Genomic DNA, 19,897 nt, shown 5'->3' with positions numbered 1-19,897 from the left:
GGCGCAATGTTCAGAAACGCTCTGAATATCTCTACATGACCGCAAGCCGTCTACGCTCTTGAAACATCAAAAAGAACGAGGGATGCGCTATGGGGTTTTTGCATAAAGTGGCCTGGCTCGGCCTGATGTTGTTGGCCGGCTTCGGCCAAGCCAGCGCCGCCACCGCCGCCAAGGATGACAGTCAGGCCGCCATTGCCCTGCTGGAAAAAGCCTTGGCCTACTACCACGACAATGGTGACAAGGCGTTCGCCGCCTTCAGCCGCCAGGGTGAGTTCGTCGACAAGGATCGCTACGTGTTCGTCCTCGACACCAAAGGCGTCATGCTTGCCAGTGGCGGGCCGTCATCGGCGCTGATCGGCCGCGATGTCAGCGAAGTGCTCGGGCCGGATCTGCAGAAGGCGTTCAAGGATGCGTTGAAAGTGCCGGAAGGCAACGGTATCCAGCAGGCCGAATACCGCTGGCAGAACTGGGCCGACGGCAAGGTCGAGCGCAAGCATGTGTTCTACCAGCGCGTCGGGCAGCGCATTCTCGCGGTGGGTTACTACCTGCCACGGGCCTCGGCTGAGCAGGCCAGGGCCTTGCTGGACAAAGCCGCGACGGATCTGACCAAGAACGAGAAGGGCACGCTGACCGCGATCAACTCACTCAAGGGCGGTTACTTGCAGGATGACCTGTATGTCTTCGTGGTCGATCTGAACAACCAACGCTACGTCGCCCACGGCACCAATCTGCGTTTGATCAACACTGATTTTGGCAAGGTCAAGGATCCGGAAGGCAAACCGGTGGGCGAGCCGATTCTGGCGCTGATCGACAAGCAGGATGAAGGCGAATATGAATACCGCTGGAAAAACCCGGTGACCGGCAAGATCGAGGACAAGCATGCTTACCTGAAAAAGGTCGGACATTTCCTCGTCGCGGTGGGCTACTACAGCCCTTGAGCGAACACCGTTCCCTTGTGGGAGCGAGCCTGCTCGCGAAGCAGTGTGTCATTCAGCTATGTGTCGGCTGACACCGCGCCTTCGCGAGCAGGCTCGCTCCCACAGTGGTATTTGTTGCGGCAATTATTTCGCGCCGTGCTCCCGCCCGCGCAGCAGGTTGTTCGGCATGGCAATCGCCGCTGCCAGCCCGAGCAACGAGACAGCCGTGCTGACCCAGAGCAAGTGGCGGAAGGTCACCAGCAGCTCCGCGCGCAAAGCGTTCTGCGCTTCGCCGGGGGCTGCGTTCAGGCCATCGAGCAGGACGTTGCCCGAATGCCCTTCGCTGATCAGCGAACTGTTCGCCAGATGGGCGAAACTGGAGTCGTGCAACAACGCCAGCAGCAGCGCCGACATCAACGCCACGCCCACCGCGCCGCCCAGTGAGCGGAACAGATTGGTGGTGCTGGTGGCGACGCCGATGTCGCGTTGTTCCACCGAGTTCTGCGTGCCGACCAGCGAGGTCGGGAACTGCATGCCGCCGGCGATGCCGCTGAGCAGCATGAACAGACCGCTGAGTAGCGTTGCTTGTGGCGGACTGAAGGCCATGCCGAGAATCGAGATCGGCATGAGGATCGCCCCGGTGAGAATCTGCGGTTTGTAGCGTCCGGTGATCGAGGTGCGGCGGCCGGCGAAATAGGCACCGATCGGTAAGCCCATCGCCAATGGCAGCAAGTGCAACGCCGCGCTGTCGGCACCCGCGCCGGTGACGCTTTGGAAACGCAGCGGCATCAGCACAATCAGCGAGATGGCCTGGAAACTGGTGAAGAAAATCGTGCACCAGCACAACAGGGCATTGCGGTTGGCGAACAAGTGCATCGGCAACAACGGCTCCCGCGCCCGGCGTTCATGCCAGACGAACAGCGCCAATACCACCACGGCACAAGCGAACAGGCCGAGCACTTCGCTGCTGCGCCATGAATGACCCTGGCCGACTTCGGTGATGCCGAGCAGCAACGCGGTCAGGCCGATGATCATCAGCACCGTGCCGAGATAATCGATCACCGGTTTGCGCTGCGGAATCGGCAAGCCGCGCAGATTGCGCCGAGCCACCCACCAGGCGCCGAGGCCCAGCGGCAGGTTGATCAGAAACACCCAGCGCCACGACAGGTATTCGGTCATGTAGCCGCCGAGCACCGGACCGGCAACGCTGGCCACGGCGTACATGCTGCTGAAATAACCCTGATAGCGGCCGCGTTCACGCGGCGGGACGATGTCGCCGATGATCGCCTGACTCACCGAGATCATGCCGCCGGCGCCGATGCCCTGAAGAATCCGCGCCAGCACCAGCTGTTCCATGCTCTGCGCCATGCCGCAGAACAGCGAGGCGAGGGTGAACAGGCCCATGCCGAACAGCATCAGTTTGCGTCGCCCGTACAGGTCGCCGAGCTTGCCGTAGATCGGCACCGCCACGGTCATCGCCACCATGTAGCCGGAAATCACCCAGGCCAGCAGGCTGACGTCCTTGAATTGCGCGGAGATCGCCGGCATCGACACGGCGACGATGGTCTGGTCCAGCGCACCGAGGAAGATCGCCATCATCAAGGCGACCAGCACGCTGCGAATGGCCGGTTTGGGCGTTTCAGGCTGATTGAGAGTGGTCACGGAAAACCTGCGGGCAGTGATTGACCCGCATGGACAAGGCGAGCGGGTAAGTGCTCGCCAGTGTAAGTCGATAGCAGGCTATTCGATAGCCTCGTACGGAAGCCCGACGTAATTTTCTGCAATGGTTTTTTGCCCTGCTTGCGAGCTGACAAAATAGTCCAGTTCCGACGCGCTGATGCGCTGGCTGAATTCATCGTGCTCGTCGAAGCGATGCAGCATCGACGTCATCCACCAGGAAAACCGTTCGGCTTTCCACACCCGGCGCAGGCAGATCTCCGAGTATTTTTCCAGCAGATCGGTGCGGCCTTCGCGATAGACCTTCAGCAGAATATTGAACAACGTGCTGACATCGCTGGCGGCCAGGTTCAAGCCCTTGGCGCCAGTCGGCGGGACGATATGGGCGGCGTCGCCGACGAGAAACATGCGCCCGTACTGCATTGGCTCGACGACAAAACTGCGTAGCGGCGCGATGCTTTTTTCGATCGAAGGACCGGTCACCAGTTTTTCCGCGAGGGCATCCGGCAGGCGTTTTTTCAGCTCATCCCAGAAACGCTGATCGCTCCAGTCGTCGACGTTTTCATCCGCCGGCACTTGCAGGTAATAGCGGGTACGGGTGGCCGAACGCATGCTGCACAAGGCGAAGCCGCGTTCGTGGCGGGCGTAGACCAATTCATCGTGGACCGGCGGTGTGTCGGCGAGAATGCCCAGCCAGCCGAACGGGTAGACCCGCTCGAAAATCTTCAGGCATTCGGCCGGAATTGACTGCCGCGCGACGCCATGGAAACCATCGCAACCGGCGATGTAATCGCAATCGACGCGCCAGCTTTCACCGTCCTTTTCGAAGGTGACAAAAGCTTCGTCGCTTTTCATGCCATGGGGAACGACATTGCTCGCTTGATAAATTGTTGGCGCGCCGGCCTCCCGACGAGCGGCCATCAGGTCGCGGGTGACCTCGGTCTGGCCATAGACCATCACTGTTTTGCCGCCGGTCAGCGCGTGCAAGTCGATGTGCACCTGACGCCCGTCCAGCGCCAGATCGAAGCCGCCATGAACCAGACCTTCGGCATCCATTCGCTGACCGACGCCGGCCTCACGCAGCAGCTCTACCATGCCTTGTTCAAGCACACCGGCACGGATGCGCCCAAGAATGTAATCGGGCGTCTGGCGTTCGAGGATCAGGGTGTCGATGCCAGCGTTGTGCAGCAACTGGCCGAGGAGCAGTCCGGAAGGACCGGCGCCGATAATGGCGACTTGGGTTTTCAGGGTTTTCATTGTTTTTATGACTCGCAAGCTTCACGCAGCAACAACCGGTGAATGATTTTATGGATCGAGTGCTTGCATTTTTCCCTTGCGAGTCTGTCAATTGAAGGTGAAAACTGAGCCGATACCTGTACATTCTGCCAATCGGTGCGATTATCGCCCAAAAACCAGAGGCCTGGATTGAAGTATGAACAAGCCTGCCCTGCCTTCTATTCCGGTGTTCAAGCTCTATGGTGAAAGCCTGGACTGGCCGACCCCGGACTTGCTGCACTGTGAAACCATTTCCTCGCGCAGTCGCGAACACCAATGGGAAATCAAACCTCACCGCCACGCGGATCTGTGCCAGCTGCTGTTCGTTTTCAAAGGTCAGGCAGAGCTAGAAATCGAAGGCCAGCGCACGCAACTCGAGACTCCGGCGATACAGGTGCTGCCACCGTTGTCGGTGCACGGCTTTCGTTTTTCCGAGGATGTTGAAGGCTTCATCGTCACCTTGGCCACGCCGCTGATCAACCATTTGCAGGCGCAACTGGGCGATTCGGTACACGCGCTGGCCCGGGCGGAAAACTACCCGGCCGGCAAGGATGGCGATTATCTCAACAGCCTGTTTTCAGCGTTGCAGGCCGAGTACAACGGCCATCAACCGGCGCGGGAAATGCTCATGCATTCGCTGGTCAGCGTGATCATGGTCTGGGTCAGCCGCCAGGCGATCGTCCGCCATAAGGCCAGTCAGCGCCCGCAGCGCCAACGCGAATACCTCAACGGTTTCATTCAGTTGGTGGAAGAGACTTACCGCCAGCACGTCAAGGTCGAAGACCTCGCCCATCGCCTGGGCATCTCCGTGTCGCACCTCAACGGCACCTGCCGTGAATTGGCCGGGCAACCGGCGTTGCAGATCATGCACGAGCGTCAGTTGCTGGAAGCCAAGCGCCTGCTGACCTACACCAGCATGACGATTTACGAGATGTCGGAGCTGTTGGGGTTTTCCGATCCGACCAATTTCACGCGCCTGTTCCGCCGCCGCGTGGGGATTTCACCAAAGGCATTCCGCGACCGCTTGAAGGCCGAGCAACAATCCTGAGAACACCGCCAGCCCTTTGGGGGAGTTGCAGTCCAGCTCAGGTCTATCAGCGCAATGCGTTCAGCGTGGCATTGTGCGGAATACACCGCTCGTAGTTGCAGCTCGCATACTCGCGCGGCAGCTGGCGCAACTGCTCGACCCGCCAGGCAGCGGTGCCGTACAGCGCCAGCGTGGCGGCGCAGGTGATGAAAATGGCGGCGTATCTTTTTGTTTTGATGTTCATGGTGTTCGACCTCTGAACGTCTACCTTGCGGTATTACTTTGAGCATAGGTCAGGCAGGCGCAGCTGCAAGCTTTAAGCGGCATGCGGCATGCGGCAAGCTGTCACGACGCGGTCAGCTTGGCGCTTGTGGCTTGAGGCTCGCAGCTTCATCCCACGCGGGATTTTCGGGAAAACGCTGAACCAGAAAGTCGAGCATGCTGCGCAGTGCCGCCGGCATGTGTTTACGTGAGGCGTACACCGCGTAGATATTCATCTGGCGCGGTTCTGCGTGTGGCAGCAAACGCAGCAGTTCGCCGTTGTGAATATGCACGCCAGCCTGGTAGGTCGGCAGCATCGCCACGCCGGCGCCGGCGAGGGTTGCGCGCAGAAGGGTGCTGGCCTCGTTGGCGCTGATATTGCCCTGCACCGGTACCGAAACCGGTTCGCCATCCTCCTCGAAATGCCACAGGCTCTTGCCGAAATAGGAATGGGTCAGGCAGTTATGTCGGCTCAAATCCTCAACCGTCTGCGGCGCCGGATGCTCAAGCAGATAAGCCGGCGCTGCGCAGACCACCGAGCGGCACACGGTCAGGCGCCGGGCGATCAGATTCGGATCAAGATCATTGCTGGTGCGAATCGCCAGATCGATGCGTTCATCGACCAGATTCACCGTGCGGTCGAGCATTTGCAGATCGATACTCACGCCGGGGTAAAGCCTGACGTACGCCGCGACCGCATCGGCCAGCTGCGCCTGGCCAAACGAGGTGCTGACGCTGATCCGCAGCAATCCGCGCGGCGCGTCATCGGGTTCGCTGACGGCGGCCTGCATGTCGTGCGACAAGTCGAGCATCTGCCGACAGCGCGGGAGGATTTCGCTGCCGGCGGCGGTCAGGCTCAATTTGCGCGTGGTGCGGTGCATCAGCCGCGCGCCGACCCAGTCTTCCAGCTCCGCCAGATAGCGCGACACCACCGGCCGCGACAGGTCGAGGTGGTCAGCCGCCGCCGACTGACTGCCGAGGTCCACCACCGTGACGAATACTCGCATTGCTTGAAGCCGATCCATGATTTGCCCGCTTTCAGAAACAAACTATGTCCAAGCATCGCATTTTTTGTACTGAGTCTGGCAACTAAGCTCTGTTCATCGCCAGACTGGCATTCGCAATCCGGAGCAACAAATGATCGGCTTCACCCCCTTCAAACGCGTTCTGCTCGCCGCAGCATTTTTCGGCTTTGCCGCCCATGCATCCGCCGCCGAGCTGAGCCTCGATATCTACAATCCGGGCACCCAGGCGATTTTCCCGGTCAGCTCGGTGCTGGTCAGCGGTGAGAAAGAAGCGATTCTGGTCGATGCGCAATTCGGCAAATCCCAGGCCGAACAGGTGGTGGAGAAGATCCGCGCCAGTGGCAAACAGTTGACCACCATCTACATCAGCCACGGTGACCCGGATTACTACTTCGGCCTCGACACCCTGACCAAAGCATTCCCGCAGGCGAAAGTGCTGGCTTCGCAGCCGACTGTCGATCACATCAAGCACACCGTCGACGGCAAACTGGCCTTCTGGGGGCCGAAAATGGGCGCCGATGTGCCGGCGAAAACCATCGTCCCGGACGTGCTCAAGGGCGACAGCCTGACCCTCGAAGGCAAGCAATTGCAGGTGATCGGCCTCGACGGCAAGCAACCGGATCGCAGCTTCGTATGGATCCCGTCGCTCAAAGCTGTGGTCGGTGGCGTAGTGGTCGCCGAGAACATTCATGTGTGGATGGCCGACACCCAGACCGCGCAATCCCACGCCGACTGGCTGCACACCCTGCACGCCATCGAAAGCCTGAAACCGCAAACCGTAGTACCCGGCCATTTTCTGGGCGACAGCAGCCGCTCGCTGGCCAGCGTGAAATTCACCGCCGATTACATCAAGGCCTTCGATGCCGAAACCGCCAAGGCCAAAGACTCTGCTGCACTGATCGCAGCGATGAAAAAACGCTACCCGCAACTCGGCGAGGAAAGCTCGCTGGAGCTCAGCGCGAAAGTCGCCAAGGGCGAGATGCAGTGGTAAGCCGAACCTGAACACGCAGCATTTTCAAGCCAACTGGAGAATGTCATGAGCAAGATTGCAATCATTGGTGCCACCGGCCGTGCCGGTAGCCAACTGCTGGAAGAAGCCCTGCGTCGCGGCCACAGCGTCACCGCCATTGCCCGCGATACCTCAAAGGTCGGTGATCGCGCCGGTGTCGTCAGCAAGAGCCTCGACGTGCTGGATTCGGCGGCGCTGCAAGCGGCGGTGGCCGGTCACGACGCAGTGATCAGCGCAGCGCATTTCGCCACCGTCCCGGCCTCGGCGATTGTCGGACCGGTAAAACAGGCGGGCGTGAAGCGCTTGCTGGTGGTCGGCGGCGCCGGTTCGCTGTTGCTGCCGGATGACACGCGGGTGATCGACAGTGCCGGTTTCCCGGCCGAATACAAAGCCGAGGCGAGCGCAGGTGCTGAGTTTCTTGATGCGCTGCGTCAGGAGCAGGAACTGGACTGGACCTTTTTGTCGCCGTCGGCGGAGTTTGTCGAGGGTGAACGCAGCGGCCAGTATCGCGTCGGCAAGGATCATCTGTTGGTCAGTGCCGAAGGACGCAGCTGGATCACCTTTGCCGATTACGCGATTGCGCTGATCGACGAAGTGGAAACGCCGAAGCATTTGCGCCAGCGTTATACGGTCGGTTACTAAGATTGGGCGAAGTCTCAATGTGGGAGCGAGCCTGCTCGCGAAGGCGGCATGTCAGTCAACATTCATGCTCAATGAACGACCGCATTCGCGAGCAGGCTCGCTCCCACAGGTGAGTGTAGATTTTCAGCGAGACCAGGCCTGTTCGACTAACCAGTCCATCAATTGCTGAAGAGGCGCGCAAGGTTCCGCGTCCTGCGGCACCACCACGTAATACGCCAACCCCGTCTTCACCTTCAACGCAAACGGCATCACCAGCCGTTCTGCGTCCAGATCATCGCCAATCAGCGACCAGTCCCCGATCGCCACCCCGGTCCCGTGCGAGGCCATCGACATCGCCTGATCCAGCGTTTCGAAATGCTGCCCGCTGCCAAGGTTGCCCAATCGCAATCCCGCTGCATCGAGCCATACCGACCAGTCCTGAATGTCGTGGGTCGGGTGCAATAACAGATGCTCTTGCAAATCCTGCGGTGAATTCAGCGCGGGCGAGCCCTTGAGCAGTTGCGGCGAGCAGACCGGTGTCAGTTGCTCGTCGAACAGATGCAGCGCGCCTGGCGAATTGTCCGGCGGCGGGCCGTAGATCACGGCGGCGTCGAATTGCTCGCGCTGGAAATCCACACCGTGTTGCAGCGACGCCGTCAATTTGACCGGCACGTCCGGGCGTTCCTTCTGCCATTGCAGCAGACGCGGCAGCAGCCAGCGCATCACGCAGCTCGGTGCCTTGAGTTGCAAGGTTTGCCGCGTCTGACCGATCTGCTCGGTCGCTTCACTGATCAGCCCGAAGATTTTTTCCACTTTCGGCAGCCATTCGCGGCCTTCGGCCGTCAGCGCAAGACCTCGGGCCAGACGAATGAACAGCGGATAACCGAGCTGTTCTTCGAGCCCGGCGATCTGCCGGCTCACCGCGCCCTGAGTGATGTGCAACTGCTCGGCGGCGCGAGTGAAATTGCAGCATTGCGCGGTGATCCAGAACGTATGCAGAGCGGGCAGAGGTGGCAGGCGTTTCATGGCGATCCGAGGTATGACGTGGGGACATGGCTAGTATGACTTTTAATCGATTGTTGCTGCCAGTTGCGCACCGTTCCAATGGGCACTCCACGGACCCTGTGGGAGCGAGCCTGCTCGCGAAGACGGTTCAAGGTTCGACACGGATGTTGGCTGGACCGCTTATTCGCGAGCAGGCTCGCTCCCACAGGGAGTGTTCAGTGAATGAAAGGGCAATCAACATGGCAACGTGCGGCGAAGTACTGGTCAAGCTATTGGAGAATTACGCGGTCGAGCAGGTGTTCGGCATTCCCGGTGTGCACACCGTCGAGCTGTACCGAGGCCTCGCGCGCTCAAGCATCAACCACGTCACGCCTCGTCATGAACAGGGCGCCGGGTTCATGGCTGACGGCTACGCGCGCACCAGCGGCAAACCCGGCGTGTGCTTCATCATCACCGGCCCGGGCATGACCAATATCACCACGGCGATGGGCCAGGCTTACGCCGATTCGATTCCGATGCTGGTGATCTCCAGCGTGCAGTCGCGCAGTCAGTTGGGTGGTGGGCGCGGCAAGTTGCATGAGCTGCCGAACCAGAGCGCACTGGTCGGCGGCGTCGCAGCGTTCTCGCACACGCTGATGTCCGCTGCCGAACTGCCGGTGGTGCTTGCTCGCGCTTTCGCGCTGTTCCAGGCCGGGCGACCGCGTCCGGTGCACATCGAAATTCCGTTGGACGTGCTGGTGGAAGAGGCCGATGAGTTGCTCGCCAGCCTGCCGGTGAATATCGATCGCGCCGGCGCCGCACCGGCAGCCGTGGCCCGCATGAGCGAACTGCTCGCCACCGCGCAACGTCCACTGATTCTCGCCGGCGGCGGTGCTATCGACGCGGCACCGGAGCTGACCCGACTCGCCGAATTGCTCGACGCTCCCGTAGCGCTGACCATCAACGCCAAAGGCATGCTGCCGACCAGCCATCCGTTGTTGATCGGTTCGACGCAAAGCCTCGTCGCCACCCGCGCACTGGTCGCTGAAGCCGACGTGGTGCTGGCGATCGGCACCGAGCTGGCCGAGACCGATTACGACGTCACTTTCGCCGGCGGCTTCGAGATTCCCGGCAAGCTGCTGCGCATCGACATCGATGCCGATCAGACCGTGCGCAACTACCCGCCGCACGTCGCACTGGTCGCTGACTCGCGCAACGCCGCACAAGCCTTGCTCAGCACGCTGACGCAAAAGCCGCTGGCCGAGCGTCGTAATGATTGGGGCCAGGTCCGCGCCATGCGCCTGCGTAATGAATTGGCGGCGAGTTGGGATGCGTCGACGCTGGCGCAGACGCGTTTCCTCGAAACCGTGTTGCACGAATTGCCCGAAGCGGTGTTCGTCGGCGATTCCACGCAACCGGTGTACACCGGCAACCTCACGTTCAACCCCCAGCGTCCACGCCGCTGGTTCAACGCATCCACCGGTTACGGCACGCTTGGCTATGCGTTGCCGGCGGCGATTGGTGCGTGGCTGGGCGGCCAACTCGATAACGGCGCGCGACCGCCAGTGGTGTGCCTGATCGGCGACGGCGGCTTGCAATTCACCCTGCCGGAACTGGCCAGCGCCGTCGAAGCGCGGGTGCCGGTGATCGTGCTGCTGTGGAATAACCAGGGTTACGAGGAAATCAAAAAGTACATGGTCAACCGCGCCATCGAACCGGTTGGCGTGGACATCTACACCCCGGACTTCGTCGCCGTGGCCAAGGGCCTCGGTTGCGCCGCGCAAGCCATCAGCAATATCGACGAATTGCGCGCAGCGCTGCGTAAAGCGACGGACCGGCAAGGCCCGACGCTGATTGAAATCGACCAGAACCAGTGGATGCAGGCGGTGGCCCAATGATCAGCTTTCCAACCACACTCGACGGCCTCTACATCAATGGCCAATGGTCGTCAGGCCGCGAACATCTGCGGGTGATCAACCCCGCTACCGAAGCGCTGCTGACCACCGTCAATGGCGGTGACGAACACGCCGTCGACCAGGCGATCAGCGCGGCGACCGAGGCGTTCGAACACTGGTCGACAACCACCGGCGCCGAACGCGCTGCGATCCTGCGCAACATTGCCAACGGCGTGCGCAACGGTCGCGAGCATTTGCTGAACCTGCAGTCGAGCAACAACGGTAAACCGCAGTTCGAAGCGGCCATCGATGTCGATGACGTGATCGCCACTTTTGACTATTACGCCGAACTCGCCGAAGGCCTCGACGCCGGTCAGGACAGCAACGTGCCGTTGCCCAGCGATGATTTCAGTGCGCGCCTGCGGCGCGAGCCGTGCGGAGTGGTCGGGCTGATCGTGCCGTGGAATTTCCCCATGGTCACCACCGCGTGGAAACTGGCGCCAGCGCTCGCCGCCGGTTGCTGCGTGGTGCTGAAACCTTCTGAAGTGACGCCGCTGCCGGAGCTGGAACTGGCCGCGATCATCGCTGCATCCGGGCTGCCCGACGGCGTGTTCAATCTGGTCTGCGGCACCGGGCTGGCGGTAGGCGCGCCGTTGTCGGCGGATCCTCGCATCGCCAAGATCTCCTTTACCGGCAGCAACGCTGTGGGTGTGCAGGTGATGCAACGCGCTGCTGAAACCGTGAAGGGTGTGAGCCTGGAGCTGGGTGGCAAATCTTCCTTGCTGGTGCTGGCGGATGCCGATTTGGATCTGGCGGTGGAACTGGCGTGTGGTGGGGCGTTCTTCAACGCCGGGCAAATGTGCTCGGCCACCAGTCGGGTGCTGGTTGCCGAGGAATTGATGGATGAATTTCTTCAGCACCTGCAAAAGCGCGCAGAGGCGATTCGAGTGGCCGATCCGTTCGATCCGGACGTGGAGATGGGCGCGCTGGTCAATCAGGCGCAGTACCAGCGGGTGCTTGGGCATATTGATCGCGGTTTGAGCGCCGGGGCGAGGTTGGTGTGCGGCGGCAATCGTCCGGCGCATTTGCCGCGCGGTTATTTCCTGCAACCGACGGTGTTCACCGACGTGTCGCTGGACAGCGCCTTATGGCGTGAAGAGATTTTCGGGCCGGTGGTGTGTGTGCGCAGTTTTGCCAGCGAGGCCCAAGCGATTGCCTTGGCCAACGACAGCCAGTTCGGCCTGGTCGCGAGCGTAGTGACACGCGATGCCACCGCAGCAGATCGCGTGGCCAATGCCTTGCAAGCGGGGCTGGTGTGGATCAATGCTCCGCAGGTGATCTTCCCGCAGACGGCTTGGGGCGGTTACAAGCAGAGCAGTGTCGGGCGAGAGCTGGGGCCTTGGGGGTTGGCGGCGTTTCAGGAGATCAAGCATGTGATCCGCGCGCTCTGATCACAGAGATGTATCGCCTGGACTGACCCCTTCGCGAGCAGGCTCGCTCCCACATTGGAATGCATTTCTCCGTGGGAGCGAGCCTGCTCGCGAAAGCGCCATGAGCCCCGCTTCAGATTCCGGATCAGACAGAAAGCCGCAACCGCGCCAGGTCCCGCAACGGCGGCGCGCCAAACAGGCGGCTGTACTCGCGGCTGAACTGCGACGGACTTTCATAGCCCACGCGATACCCCGCCGCCGAGGCTTCCAGCCCTTCGGTCAACATCAGCCGCCGCGCTTCTTGCAGGCGCAGCTGTTTCTGATATTGCAACGGACTCATCGCGGTCATCGCCTTGAAGCGGTGATGTAGGGTCGACACGCTGAGGTTCACTTCCCGCGCCAGATCATCGATGCGCAGCGGCTGCTCGAAATTGCCGTTGAGCCATTTGATTGCCTGGCTGATGCGATGGCTCTGGCTGTTGGCAATCGCAATCTCATACAAACGATGACCCTGCGGACTACGCAGCAGGCGATAGAGAATCTCCCGGCGAATCAGCGGCGCGAGCATGGCGATGTCTTTCGGCGCGTCGAGCAGTCGGGCCAGCCGCAGCACCGCGTCGAGCATGGCACTGTCGATTTTTTCCACGTACAGACCACGTCCGGTCGGCCGCGTCGGTACGCCCATCGGGCCGGCGTCGGCGATCAGCGCGGTGATTTCGGTCGGATCGATGTCGAGGCGCACGGCGAGGATCGGTTCTTCCGGCGAGACATTCACCACGCGCCCGCTGAGCGGCATCGAAACCGATACCACCAGATAATTCAGCGGGTCGTAGTTGAAGAACTCGTCGGCCAGGCGGACCTCTTTGCGCCCCTGCGCCATGATGCACAGCGCCGGCTGCGCGAGTACCGGGGCAAAGTCATGGGACTGGGTGTGACGCGACATCACCAGCGAACCGATGGCGGTCTGGTAGCTGCCATCGTCGCTGGTGTTGCGGCGGATGATCGCCGCCAGCTCCGCGCGCTGCTTTTCCATGTCGGCGCTGGGTTCGGCTTGAAAACGATCGAATGACGTCATGCACGGCATCCTCGGCAAGTGAGGGGGAATGCAGCAGAGCATATGTTTGTGCAAGCAGCAGCGGTAGACACATTCTGCCAAATGCTTGCCTGATTCTGCCCGCGGGTGCGCACATGCCTCCCGCCATACGATTCTGTAGAAGCTGCCGAAGGCTGCGATCCGTTGATCTTCAAGGCAAAAGCAAAAGATCGCAGCCTTCGGCAGCTCCTACACAAAACGCGTATGACAGACGTGTTGCGCGGGTTTACAGGTTGTTACAGGTCGTCGGCACAGTCTCGCAGGATTGTGCAACGCGAAGGCAGGAATCGACTAACGGGGCAGCCGCCCCGGCCCTTAATCTTTGCTTCAGTCGCAGCCCGTCCCCCGGCTGCCACGCGATTTCATGGAGGGTTGATCATGTCCAAGCAAATGCCTGTCAGTCATATGGCCTTCGTTCGTGCCCAGGCCGGGCGTTCGGCGGAACTCGGTGTGCGCCTGAGCGCGTTGATCGAGGTCTCGCGCGCGGCGCCCGGCTGCCTGAGTTTTTCCTTGCAACAATCGCAGTGCGACGCCGACCTGTGGCTGGTCAGCGGCTACTGGAGCAGTCAGCAAATGATGACGACTTATTTCAACAGTCCGTCAATGGAAGTCTTCGCCGAGCTGGTGCAGGACCTGGTGGTCAACAGCCTTGACTTCCACACCTTCAGGGACGTTTCCGCCGCGCAGGCCCTCGGTCAATGCGCCGCGCCGATACACAAACTCGCCGGTTGAGGGTTTAATGTCCGGCTTATTTGATTGAGCCAGGATCCGCGACATGGCACGTAAAGAGTTTGAACGCTTCGAAGCAGTCTCCGCAGTCGTCCCCGTCGAGCTGGGCGGCAACAAGGGTTATTACGCGGCCATCGCGGTCAAGGCCTTGGTCGATGGCGGCGCACCACGCTTTCACAAATTGCTCAACGAGCAGGTGTTCCCCGGCGCCATCGCTGCCGATGATGCAGCCATCAACGAACTGGACAAGCTCAAGGGCGTCACTGACGACGCCGAGCTGATCTGGTAATTACTTCTGTGCGCCCGGGCGCCACATCTTGAACAGAGCCTCAGGCCCCAGCTGGAAATAATCCGCCGGCCCGCCGCCGCGCAAAATCGGTTGTGCGGCGGCGGTGTCGTAGATGCCGTCCTTCAGCAGCCATTTGGCAATGTGCACCGCGACTACTTCACCGAGGATCAGCCAGCTCGGTACAGTTTCGCCATCGGCGCGTTGCAGCTGGATGATCTGCGTGACCTTGCACTCGAAGGACACCGGGCTTTCGGCGACCCGTGGCACCGAAATCACCTTTGACGCCACGGTCGTAAGCCCTGCCAGTTCAAACTCGTTGACCTCAGGCGCGACCATCGCGCAGCTCTGGTTCATCTGCTCGGCCAACGGGCGCGTGGCGAGGTTCCAGACGAACTCACCGGTCTGCTCGATATTGTTCAGACTGTCTTTGCGCCCGACACTGGAAAAACCAATGATCGGCGGCACGTAGTTGAAAGCGTTGAAGAAACTGTATGGCGCGAGATTGAGCCGGCCTTCGGCATCCTGCGAGGAAATCCAGCCGATGGGGCGCGGGCCGACGATGGCGTTGAACGGATCGTGAGGCAGGCCGTGGCCGTTGGCGGGTTCGTAGAAGTGGATGTCATCGGGCATGGGGAGCGGATTCCTGAGCTGCATTCGGATGCAGCCATAGTGCAAGGACCCAGCGCATATTTCCAGCCAGACGCGAGACCCCGTAGGGTTCGTGGCAGGACACAGATTTTGTGGCCTGCCAGCGAAGTAGCCCTATCAGTCAGTGACGATCCGCGAATGCTTCTGGGTGTCTTTCATGGTGATGTACACCAGCAGCGACACGGCAATGCACGCGGTGACGTACCAGTAGTAACCGGTTTCCATGCCGATGCTCTTGAACCACAGCGCGATGTATTCGGCGGTGCCGCCGAAGATCGACACGGTCAGCGCGTACGGCAGGCCAACGCCCAGGGCGCGGATTTCGGTCGGGAACAATTCGGCTTTCACCACCGCATTGATCGAGGTGTAGCCGCTGACGATGATCAACGCCGCCATGATCAGGAAGAACGCGCCCCACCAGGTCTGGATGGTGTGCAGGGTCATCAGGATCGGCACGGTGAAGATCGTACCGAGCACACCGAAGGCGATCAGGATCGGACGACGACCGATCTTGTCCGACAGGCCACCGATGATCGGTTGCAGACACATGAACAGGAACAGCGTGGCGGCGGAAATGGTGGTCGAGTCGGAGATGCTCATGCCGACCGTGTTCACCAGGTATTTCTGCATGTAGGTGGTGTAGGTGTAGAACGCCAGGGTGCCGCCCATGGTCAGGCCGACCACGGTCAACAACTCTTTCGGGTGGCGCATCAAGGTGCGCATCGCGCTTTCCTTGGATTTTTCTTTCTTGGTGAACGACTCGGTTTCTTCCATGCCGCGACGCAGGTACAGCGCCACCACTGCACACAGCGCGCCGATGGCGAACGGAATGCGCCAGCCCCATGCGTACAGCTGTTCGGTGGTCAGCATGTTTTGCAGCACGATCAATACGCCAAGGGCGATGAGCTGCCCGGAGATCAGGGTCACGTACTGGAAGCTGGAGAAGAAGCCGCGACGTTCCTTGGTCGCCATCTCGGACAGATAAGTCGCCGAGGTGCCGTACTCGCCGCCGACCGACAGGCCTTGCAGCAGGCGGGCGAACACCAGCAGGATCGGCGCGCCGATGCCGATGGTTTCATAATTCGGGCTCAGGGCGATCAGCAGCGAGCCGAAGCACATCAGGTACACCGAGGCCATCAGCGCTTTCTTGCGCCCGACCTTGTCGGCGTACATGCCCATCAGCCAGCCACCGATCGGACGCATCAAGAAGCCCACGGCGAAGATCGCAGCGGTGTTCATCAGTTGCGCAGTGGTGGAACCGGCGGGGAAAAAGGTTTTCGCGAAGTACAGGGAGAAGGCGGCATACACATACCAGTCGTACCACTCGACCATGTTGCCGACAGAGCCGCTGAAGATCGATTTGATCCGGCTGGCGGTGGTTCTCGGTTTGGCCGGCACGGCAGCCGACCCAAGGGGCAGGGCGTTGGAGTTATCCATTGAAGGATCCTTCGTTTAATTGTTTTTGTGGAGCGCGTCGGAACGCAGCCTGCCAGGGCTATAGCAGGAGGTGTGCCAAGGGAAGGAGGGCCGGTTTAGAGGGGGTGGCGGGAAAGGGTGAGCGGAAATCCGCTTATGCATGGGTTGTGGTGAGCGGAAAATTGCTCATCAGAGTGGGCATTTGCTGCGGCTCAACAGGCCTCTTCGCGAGCAGGCTCGCTCCCACAGAGTGGACTGACTCCATGTGGGAGCGAGCTTGCTCGCGAAGGGGCCATCAGAGACGCCGAATAAGTCAGCTGTGTGATCGTTCCCACGCTCTGCGTGGGAATGCCTCAACGGACGCTCCGCGTTCGGCTTCGAAGGGGACGCAGAGCGTCCCGGGCTGCATTCCTTTGCTGCGCGTGGGAACGATCATCAGCTGTCGGAAACAAACATCTCCCGACTCAATCCATGCCGCTGCATCTTTTCATTGAACGTGCGGCGCGGCAGTTGCAGTTCTTCGAGCACGGCTTTGACATCACCTTTGTGCCGGGTCAACGCCGCGCGCAGACATTGCGCTTCGAACGCTTCCTGCTGCGCCGCCAGCGATTGCCCCGGATCGATTCCAGCGACCGGTTCATCGAGCCCCAATACCTGACGTTCCGCGACGTTGGCCAGTTCGCGCACATTGCCCGGCCAGTCATGGCTGAGCAGGTGACTGAGCTGCGCACCGGTCAACGGCGGAAAGGTCCGACCCAGACGCTGAGCGGCATTCTGCGCGAAGGTCTCGAACAGCAACGGAATGTCTTCGCGGCGATCGCGCAGCGGCGGCAGGCGCAGTTCGGCGACGTTCAGGCGATACGCCAGGTCCTCACGAAAACGCCCGGCGCGGGCTTCGTCGAGCAGGTCCGGTTTGGTCGCCGCGACGATACGCAAATCAACGCGAATGCTCTGGTTCGACCCCAGCCGCTCAAGCTTTTGCTCCTGCAAGACCCGCAGCAATTTCACCTGCTGGGCCAGCGGCATGCTTTCGATCTCATCGAGAAACAGCGTGCCGCCATCGGCGTATTCCAGCTTGCCGATGCGCTTGCCCGAGGCGCCGGTAAACGCGCCGCTCTCATGGCCGAACAGTTCGGCCTCGAACAGTTGCTCCGGAATCGCCGCGCAGTTCAGCGCCACGAACGGTTTGCCGGCACGCGGGCCGAAATCATGCAGGCAACGTGCGACCAGTTCCTTGCCGCTGCCGGTTTCGCCCCGGATCAGCACATTGACCGGCAACGTCGCCAGATCCAGCACCTGCCGACGCAATGTCTGCAAGCCGCGGGACACGCCGAGCAGCGTCGCATCGAGCTTTGCGCGGTTGTCGGCCAGTTCGTGCAAGGCACGGTTTTCCAGGACCAGGCGGCGTTTGTCCAGCGCCCGGCGCAGGCTGCCGAGCAGGGTTTCCGGGCTGAACGGTTTTTCCAGAAAGTCGTAGGCGCCATCGCGCATGGCTTCGACCGCCATCGGCACGTCGCCATGGCCGGTGAGCAGAATCACCGGTAGATCGGCGTCGCGCTTTTGCACTTCGGCGAGCAGTTGCAAACCGTCCATGCCGGGCATGCGCACGTCGCTGAGGATCACCCCGGCAAAATGTTCGGGGAGCGCGGCGAGGCATTCTTCGGCGCGGCTGAACAATTGCACCTGAAACCCGGACAGGCTCAGCCACTGTTCAACGGCGTTGCGAATGCTGCTTTCATCGTCGACCACCATCACCGAGTCGAGCATCAGATATGTGCCTCCAGATCGATTGGCAGGGTCAGGCTGAACACCGCGCCAGTGTCGCCGTTCTCGGCGCTCAGGCGCCCGCCGGATTCATGCACGATGGCGAAGGATACTGCCAGCCCCAGGCCCAGACCGTCACCCACCGGTTTGGTGGTAAAGAACGGATCGAACACCTGGCCGAGATGTTCCTCGGCAATGCCGCCGCCGTTGTCGCTGACGCTCAGCCGCCACAATTGTTCATCAGCCTCCAGACGGATTTCCAGACGCTTGCAGGCTTTACCCTGCATCGCATCCAGCGCGTTGCGCAGCAAATTGATCAACACCTGTTCCAGACGAATCGCATCACCGCGCACCCACGCCGGACGGGTCAGATGCAGCACCAGGCTGACTTGTTCGTCACGCAGCCGCGCATCGAGCAGTTGCAGCGACTGATCGACAACCGTCGCCAGATCCAGACGTTCGCGCAAACCGCTCGGACTCTTGCGGGCGAAAGTCTTGAGGTGGCCGGTTAGGGCAGCCATGCGCGTGAGCATGTCGTCCACCGGTTTCAGCGCCTTGTAGGCGTCATCGACGCGGCCATGTTCGAGCAGCAGGCGCAGGGTTGCCAGTTGCATGCGCTGGGCGGTCAGCGGTTGATTGATTTCGTGGGCCAGCGCGGCGGACATCTGCCCCAGCGCGGCGAGTTTGGCCGACTGCACCAGACCTTCCTGCGCGGTGCGCAGATCGCGGGTGCGCTCCTCGACCAGGCGCTCGAGTTCTTCACGATTGCGCTGACGGACCTTGGCCAGCCGCCAGCGCTGATTGAGAAACAGCAACAGGAACACCAGCGCCAGCCACACACCGGCGGCGGCCAGCGCGGCGTTGCGCAAATCCTCGAAGGCCACTTGCGGACGGCGCAGCAGGTGCAGGGTCCAGCCCTCGGTCGTCAGCGGCAGCGATTCCCACAGATAATCCGCCGTGCCCTGCGGACCTTCGACCCGGCGCAGATCGCTGTTGTCATCGAAGCGCCGTAGCGGCAAATGGGTCAGCGGCAGCAGCGATTGCTTGTCGTACTGTCGCGTGGATTTGATCTCGGCCAGATCATCAGCGCTCAACGGCCGCAAGGCGCGATAACGCCAGCCCGGCTGATTGGCGATAAAGATGATCCCGCGTGCATCGCTGACCAGCAGCGTGTCGCTGCCCTGGCTCCATTCGCGCTCCAGTTCGGGAAACTCCAGCTTGACCACCATCGCGCCGAGAAACTCGTCGTTGTCGCCAAGTACGGCGCTGGAAAGGAAATACCCGGGAATGCCGCTGGTCACGCCTACCGCGTAAAACCGCCCGGTGCCTTGGGTGCGGGTCTGGCTGAAATAGGGGCGGAAGCCGTAATTGTGGCCAACGTAACTGCTGGGCAAGCGCCAGTTGCTGGCGGCCACGGCCAGGCCGGTGCGATCGAGCAGTTCAAGGGTCGAGGATTGCGCGGCGCCGTTGATCTTTTCCAGCTTCACATTCAATGCCGCTTGCTGCGCAGCACCGACCGGGCCGGCCAGGGCCGAACGCAATTGCGGATCCAGCGCCAGTACGGCGGGCAGGGCGCGATAGCGGTCGATCAGGGTGTGCAAGGAGTTGGCGTACAACCCCAGTTGCTGATTGGCGCGGGCGGCATCTTCTTCCAGCGCCTGACGTTCCGCGTGGCGCATCGCGAGCGTCGCGGCAATGACCGTGCCGGCGATGATCAGCAGGGAATACAACGACAGACGCAGGGTACGGGAAGTCGGCAGCATGCTGGATGAAAGGTCGGCAGGACGGGCGGGCACGATAGCATGGGCCGAGGTGGCCGGGCGCGCTGTTCGCGCCG

At 61.3% G+C, this 19,897-nt stretch carries 18 protein-coding genes; 8 read left to right on the top strand and 10 right to left on the bottom strand.

The window, feature by feature from the left end; genetic code table 11:
- The first annotated feature begins 89 nt into the window (after nucleotides 1–89).
- Nucleotides 90–938, top strand: coding sequence for a cache domain-containing protein (locus tag KVG87_RS14855; protein WP_122507740.1), 849 nt, complete (start codon nucleotides 90–92; stop codon nucleotides 936–938).
- A gap of 123 nt (nucleotides 939–1,061) precedes the next feature.
- On the opposite strand, the gene KVG87_RS14850 is transcribed toward KVG87_RS14855, so the two are convergent.
- Together KVG87_RS14850 and pobA are read right to left on the bottom strand one after the other, a co-directional pair.
- Nucleotides 1,062–2,579 (bottom strand): MDR family MFS transporter, encoded by a 1,518-nt coding sequence (locus KVG87_RS14850; protein ID WP_071173411.1) that lies wholly within the window; start codon nucleotides 2,577–2,579, stop codon nucleotides 1,062–1,064.
- 78 nt (nucleotides 2,580–2,657) lie between these two features.
- On the bottom strand, nucleotides 2,658–3,842 hold the full coding sequence (gene pobA, locus KVG87_RS14845; protein WP_437180903.1) for a 4-hydroxybenzoate 3-monooxygenase: 1,185 nt from the start codon (nucleotides 3,840–3,842) through the stop codon (nucleotides 2,658–2,660).
- A 184-nt stretch (nucleotides 3,843–4,026) separates the two neighbouring features.
- On the opposite strand from pobA, the gene KVG87_RS14840 reads away from it, so the two are divergent.
- Nucleotides 4,027–4,917, top strand: coding sequence for a helix-turn-helix domain-containing protein (locus KVG87_RS14840; RefSeq protein ID WP_024014136.1), 891 nt, complete (start codon nucleotides 4,027–4,029; stop codon nucleotides 4,915–4,917).
- 46 nt (nucleotides 4,918–4,963) lie between these two features.
- Here KVG87_RS14840 and KVG87_RS14835 read toward each other — a convergent pair whose 3' ends face one another.
- Together KVG87_RS14835 and KVG87_RS14830 are read right to left on the bottom strand one after the other, a co-directional pair.
- Nucleotides 4,964–5,140 carry a hypothetical protein gene (locus KVG87_RS14835; protein WP_016773438.1) on the bottom strand — a complete coding sequence of 59 codons (177 nt, stop codon included), beginning with the start codon at nucleotides 5,138–5,140 and terminating at the stop codon, nucleotides 4,964–4,966.
- Nucleotides 5,141–5,252: 112 nt separating this feature from the next.
- Nucleotides 5,253–6,182 (bottom strand): LysR family transcriptional regulator, encoded by a 930-nt coding sequence (locus KVG87_RS14830; protein WP_205869266.1) that lies wholly within the window; start codon nucleotides 6,180–6,182, stop codon nucleotides 5,253–5,255.
- Between the two features lie 112 nt (nucleotides 6,183–6,294).
- Here KVG87_RS14830 and KVG87_RS14825 point away from each other — a divergent pair, with 112 nt between their 5' ends.
- Together KVG87_RS14825 and KVG87_RS14820 are read left to right on the top strand one after the other, a co-directional pair.
- The gene (locus KVG87_RS14825; protein ID WP_122602065.1) at nucleotides 6,295–7,173 is read left to right on the top strand and encodes an MBL fold metallo-hydrolase; all 879 of its coding nucleotides are present in this window, start codon (nucleotides 6,295–6,297) and stop codon (nucleotides 7,171–7,173) included.
- A 45-nt stretch (nucleotides 7,174–7,218) separates the two neighbouring features.
- The gene (locus tag KVG87_RS14820) at nucleotides 7,219–7,833 is read left to right on the top strand and encodes an NAD(P)-dependent oxidoreductase (RefSeq protein ID WP_217851359.1); all 615 of its coding nucleotides are present in this window, start codon (nucleotides 7,219–7,221) and stop codon (nucleotides 7,831–7,833) included.
- Between the two features lie 123 nt (nucleotides 7,834–7,956).
- On the opposite strand, the gene KVG87_RS14815 is transcribed toward KVG87_RS14820, so the two are convergent.
- A complete protein-coding gene (locus KVG87_RS14815; RefSeq protein WP_217851356.1) occupies nucleotides 7,957–8,838 on the bottom strand; it encodes a LysR substrate-binding domain-containing protein in 882 nt (293 codons plus the stop codon).
- A 218-nt stretch (nucleotides 8,839–9,056) separates the two neighbouring features.
- Between KVG87_RS14815 and KVG87_RS14810 the strand changes: the two genes are divergently transcribed.
- Together KVG87_RS14810 and KVG87_RS14805 are read left to right on the top strand one after the other, a co-directional pair.
- Nucleotides 9,057–10,694: a 5-guanidino-2-oxopentanoate decarboxylase gene (locus tag KVG87_RS14810; RefSeq protein WP_217851354.1), complete on the top strand. Its 1,638-nt coding sequence runs from the start codon at nucleotides 9,057–9,059 to the stop codon at nucleotides 10,692–10,694.
- Nucleotides 10,691–12,142 (top strand): aldehyde dehydrogenase family protein, encoded by a 1,452-nt coding sequence (locus KVG87_RS14805; RefSeq protein ID WP_217851352.1) that lies wholly within the window; start codon nucleotides 10,691–10,693, stop codon nucleotides 12,140–12,142. Before KVG87_RS14810 ends, KVG87_RS14805 begins: the two co-directional genes overlap by 4 nt.
- 124 nt (nucleotides 12,143–12,266) lie before the next feature.
- Here KVG87_RS14805 and KVG87_RS14800 read toward each other — a convergent pair whose 3' ends face one another.
- Nucleotides 12,267–13,196, bottom strand: coding sequence for an AraC family transcriptional regulator (locus KVG87_RS14800; protein ID WP_016773445.1), 930 nt, complete (start codon nucleotides 13,194–13,196; stop codon nucleotides 12,267–12,269).
- Between the two features lie 396 nt (nucleotides 13,197–13,592).
- Here KVG87_RS14800 and KVG87_RS14795 point away from each other — a divergent pair, with 396 nt between their 5' ends.
- On the top strand, nucleotides 13,593–13,946 hold the full coding sequence (locus KVG87_RS14795; protein ID WP_016773446.1) for a putative quinol monooxygenase: 354 nt from the start codon (nucleotides 13,593–13,595) through the stop codon (nucleotides 13,944–13,946).
- Between the two features lie 43 nt (nucleotides 13,947–13,989).
- Nucleotides 13,990–14,232, top strand: coding sequence for a hypothetical protein (locus tag KVG87_RS14790; RefSeq protein ID WP_041479831.1), 243 nt, complete (start codon nucleotides 13,990–13,992; stop codon nucleotides 14,230–14,232).
- Here the strand turns inward: KVG87_RS14790 and KVG87_RS14785 are convergent, their stop codons facing one another.
- The 4 genes from KVG87_RS14785 to KVG87_RS14770 form a co-directional block, all read right to left on the bottom strand.
- Nucleotides 14,233–14,862 (bottom strand): flavin reductase family protein, encoded by a 630-nt coding sequence (locus KVG87_RS14785; RefSeq protein ID WP_071173402.1) that lies wholly within the window; start codon nucleotides 14,860–14,862, stop codon nucleotides 14,233–14,235. It lies immediately after the preceding gene.
- 135 nt (nucleotides 14,863–14,997) lie between these two features.
- A complete protein-coding gene (locus KVG87_RS14780) occupies nucleotides 14,998–16,317 on the bottom strand; it encodes an MFS transporter (protein ID WP_024014128.1) in 1,320 nt (439 codons plus the stop codon).
- Nucleotides 16,318–16,731: 414 nt separating this feature from the next.
- Nucleotides 16,732–18,063: a sigma-54-dependent transcriptional regulator gene (locus tag KVG87_RS14775; protein ID WP_217851350.1), complete on the bottom strand. Its 1,332-nt coding sequence runs from the start codon at nucleotides 18,061–18,063 to the stop codon at nucleotides 16,732–16,734.
- Entirely contained in the window at nucleotides 18,063–19,823 is a 1,761-nt protein-coding gene (locus KVG87_RS14770) for a sensor histidine kinase (protein ID WP_076563976.1), read from the bottom strand. Before KVG87_RS14770 ends, KVG87_RS14775 begins: the two co-directional genes overlap by 1 nt.
- Between the last annotated feature and the right edge of the window lie 74 nt (nucleotides 19,824–19,897).

Origin of the sequence: Pseudomonas siliginis, from assembly GCF_019145195.1 — a bacterium.
Classification (GTDB): Bacteria; Pseudomonadota; Gammaproteobacteria; order Pseudomonadales; family Pseudomonadaceae; genus Aquipseudomonas; species Aquipseudomonas siliginis.
The sequence above is the reverse complement of the archived record's forward strand: the minus strand, read 5'-3'. Positions and strand labels throughout refer to the sequence as shown.

Excerpts from the sequence above, each read along its gene's own strand:
- KVG87_RS14855 (WP_122507740.1), top strand. The coding sequence starts at position 90 with ATGGGGTTTTTGCATAAAGTGGCCTGGCTCGGCCTGATGTTGTTGGCC.
- KVG87_RS14840 (WP_024014136.1), top strand. The coding sequence starts at position 4,027 with ATGAACAAGCCTGCCCTGCCTTCTATTCCGGTGTTCAAGCTCTATGGT.
- KVG87_RS14835 (WP_016773438.1), bottom strand. The coding sequence starts at position 5,140 with ATGAACATCAAAACAAAAAGATACGCCGCCATTTTCATCACCTGCGCC.
- KVG87_RS14830 (WP_205869266.1), bottom strand. The coding sequence starts at position 6,182 with ATGGATCGGCTTCAAGCAATGCGAGTATTCGTCACGGTGGTGGACCTC.
- KVG87_RS14825 (WP_122602065.1), top strand. The coding sequence starts at position 6,295 with ATGATCGGCTTCACCCCCTTCAAACGCGTTCTGCTCGCCGCAGCATTT.
- KVG87_RS14820 (WP_217851359.1), top strand. The coding sequence starts at position 7,219 with ATGAGCAAGATTGCAATCATTGGTGCCACCGGCCGTGCCGGTAGCCAA.
- KVG87_RS14815 (WP_217851356.1), bottom strand. The coding sequence starts at position 8,838 with ATGAAACGCCTGCCACCTCTGCCCGCTCTGCATACGTTCTGGATCACC.
- KVG87_RS14810 (WP_217851354.1), top strand. The coding sequence starts at position 9,057 with ATGGCAACGTGCGGCGAAGTACTGGTCAAGCTATTGGAGAATTACGCG.
- KVG87_RS14805 (WP_217851352.1), top strand. The coding sequence starts at position 10,691 with ATGATCAGCTTTCCAACCACACTCGACGGCCTCTACATCAATGGCCAA.
- KVG87_RS14800 (WP_016773445.1), bottom strand. The coding sequence starts at position 13,196 with ATGACGTCATTCGATCGTTTTCAAGCCGAACCCAGCGCCGACATGGAA.
- KVG87_RS14795 (WP_016773446.1), top strand. The coding sequence starts at position 13,593 with ATGTCCAAGCAAATGCCTGTCAGTCATATGGCCTTCGTTCGTGCCCAG.
- KVG87_RS14790 (WP_041479831.1), top strand. The coding sequence starts at position 13,990 with ATGGCACGTAAAGAGTTTGAACGCTTCGAAGCAGTCTCCGCAGTCGTC.
- KVG87_RS14785 (WP_071173402.1), bottom strand. The coding sequence starts at position 14,862 with ATGCCCGATGACATCCACTTCTACGAACCCGCCAACGGCCACGGCCTG.
- KVG87_RS14780 (WP_024014128.1), bottom strand. The coding sequence starts at position 16,317 with ATGGATAACTCCAACGCCCTGCCCCTTGGGTCGGCTGCCGTGCCGGCC.
- KVG87_RS14775 (WP_217851350.1), bottom strand. The coding sequence starts at position 18,063 with ATGCTCGACTCGGTGATGGTGGTCGACGATGAAAGCAGCATTCGCAAC.
- KVG87_RS14770 (WP_076563976.1), bottom strand. The coding sequence starts at position 19,823 with ATGCTGCCGACTTCCCGTACCCTGCGTCTGTCGTTGTATTCCCTGCTG.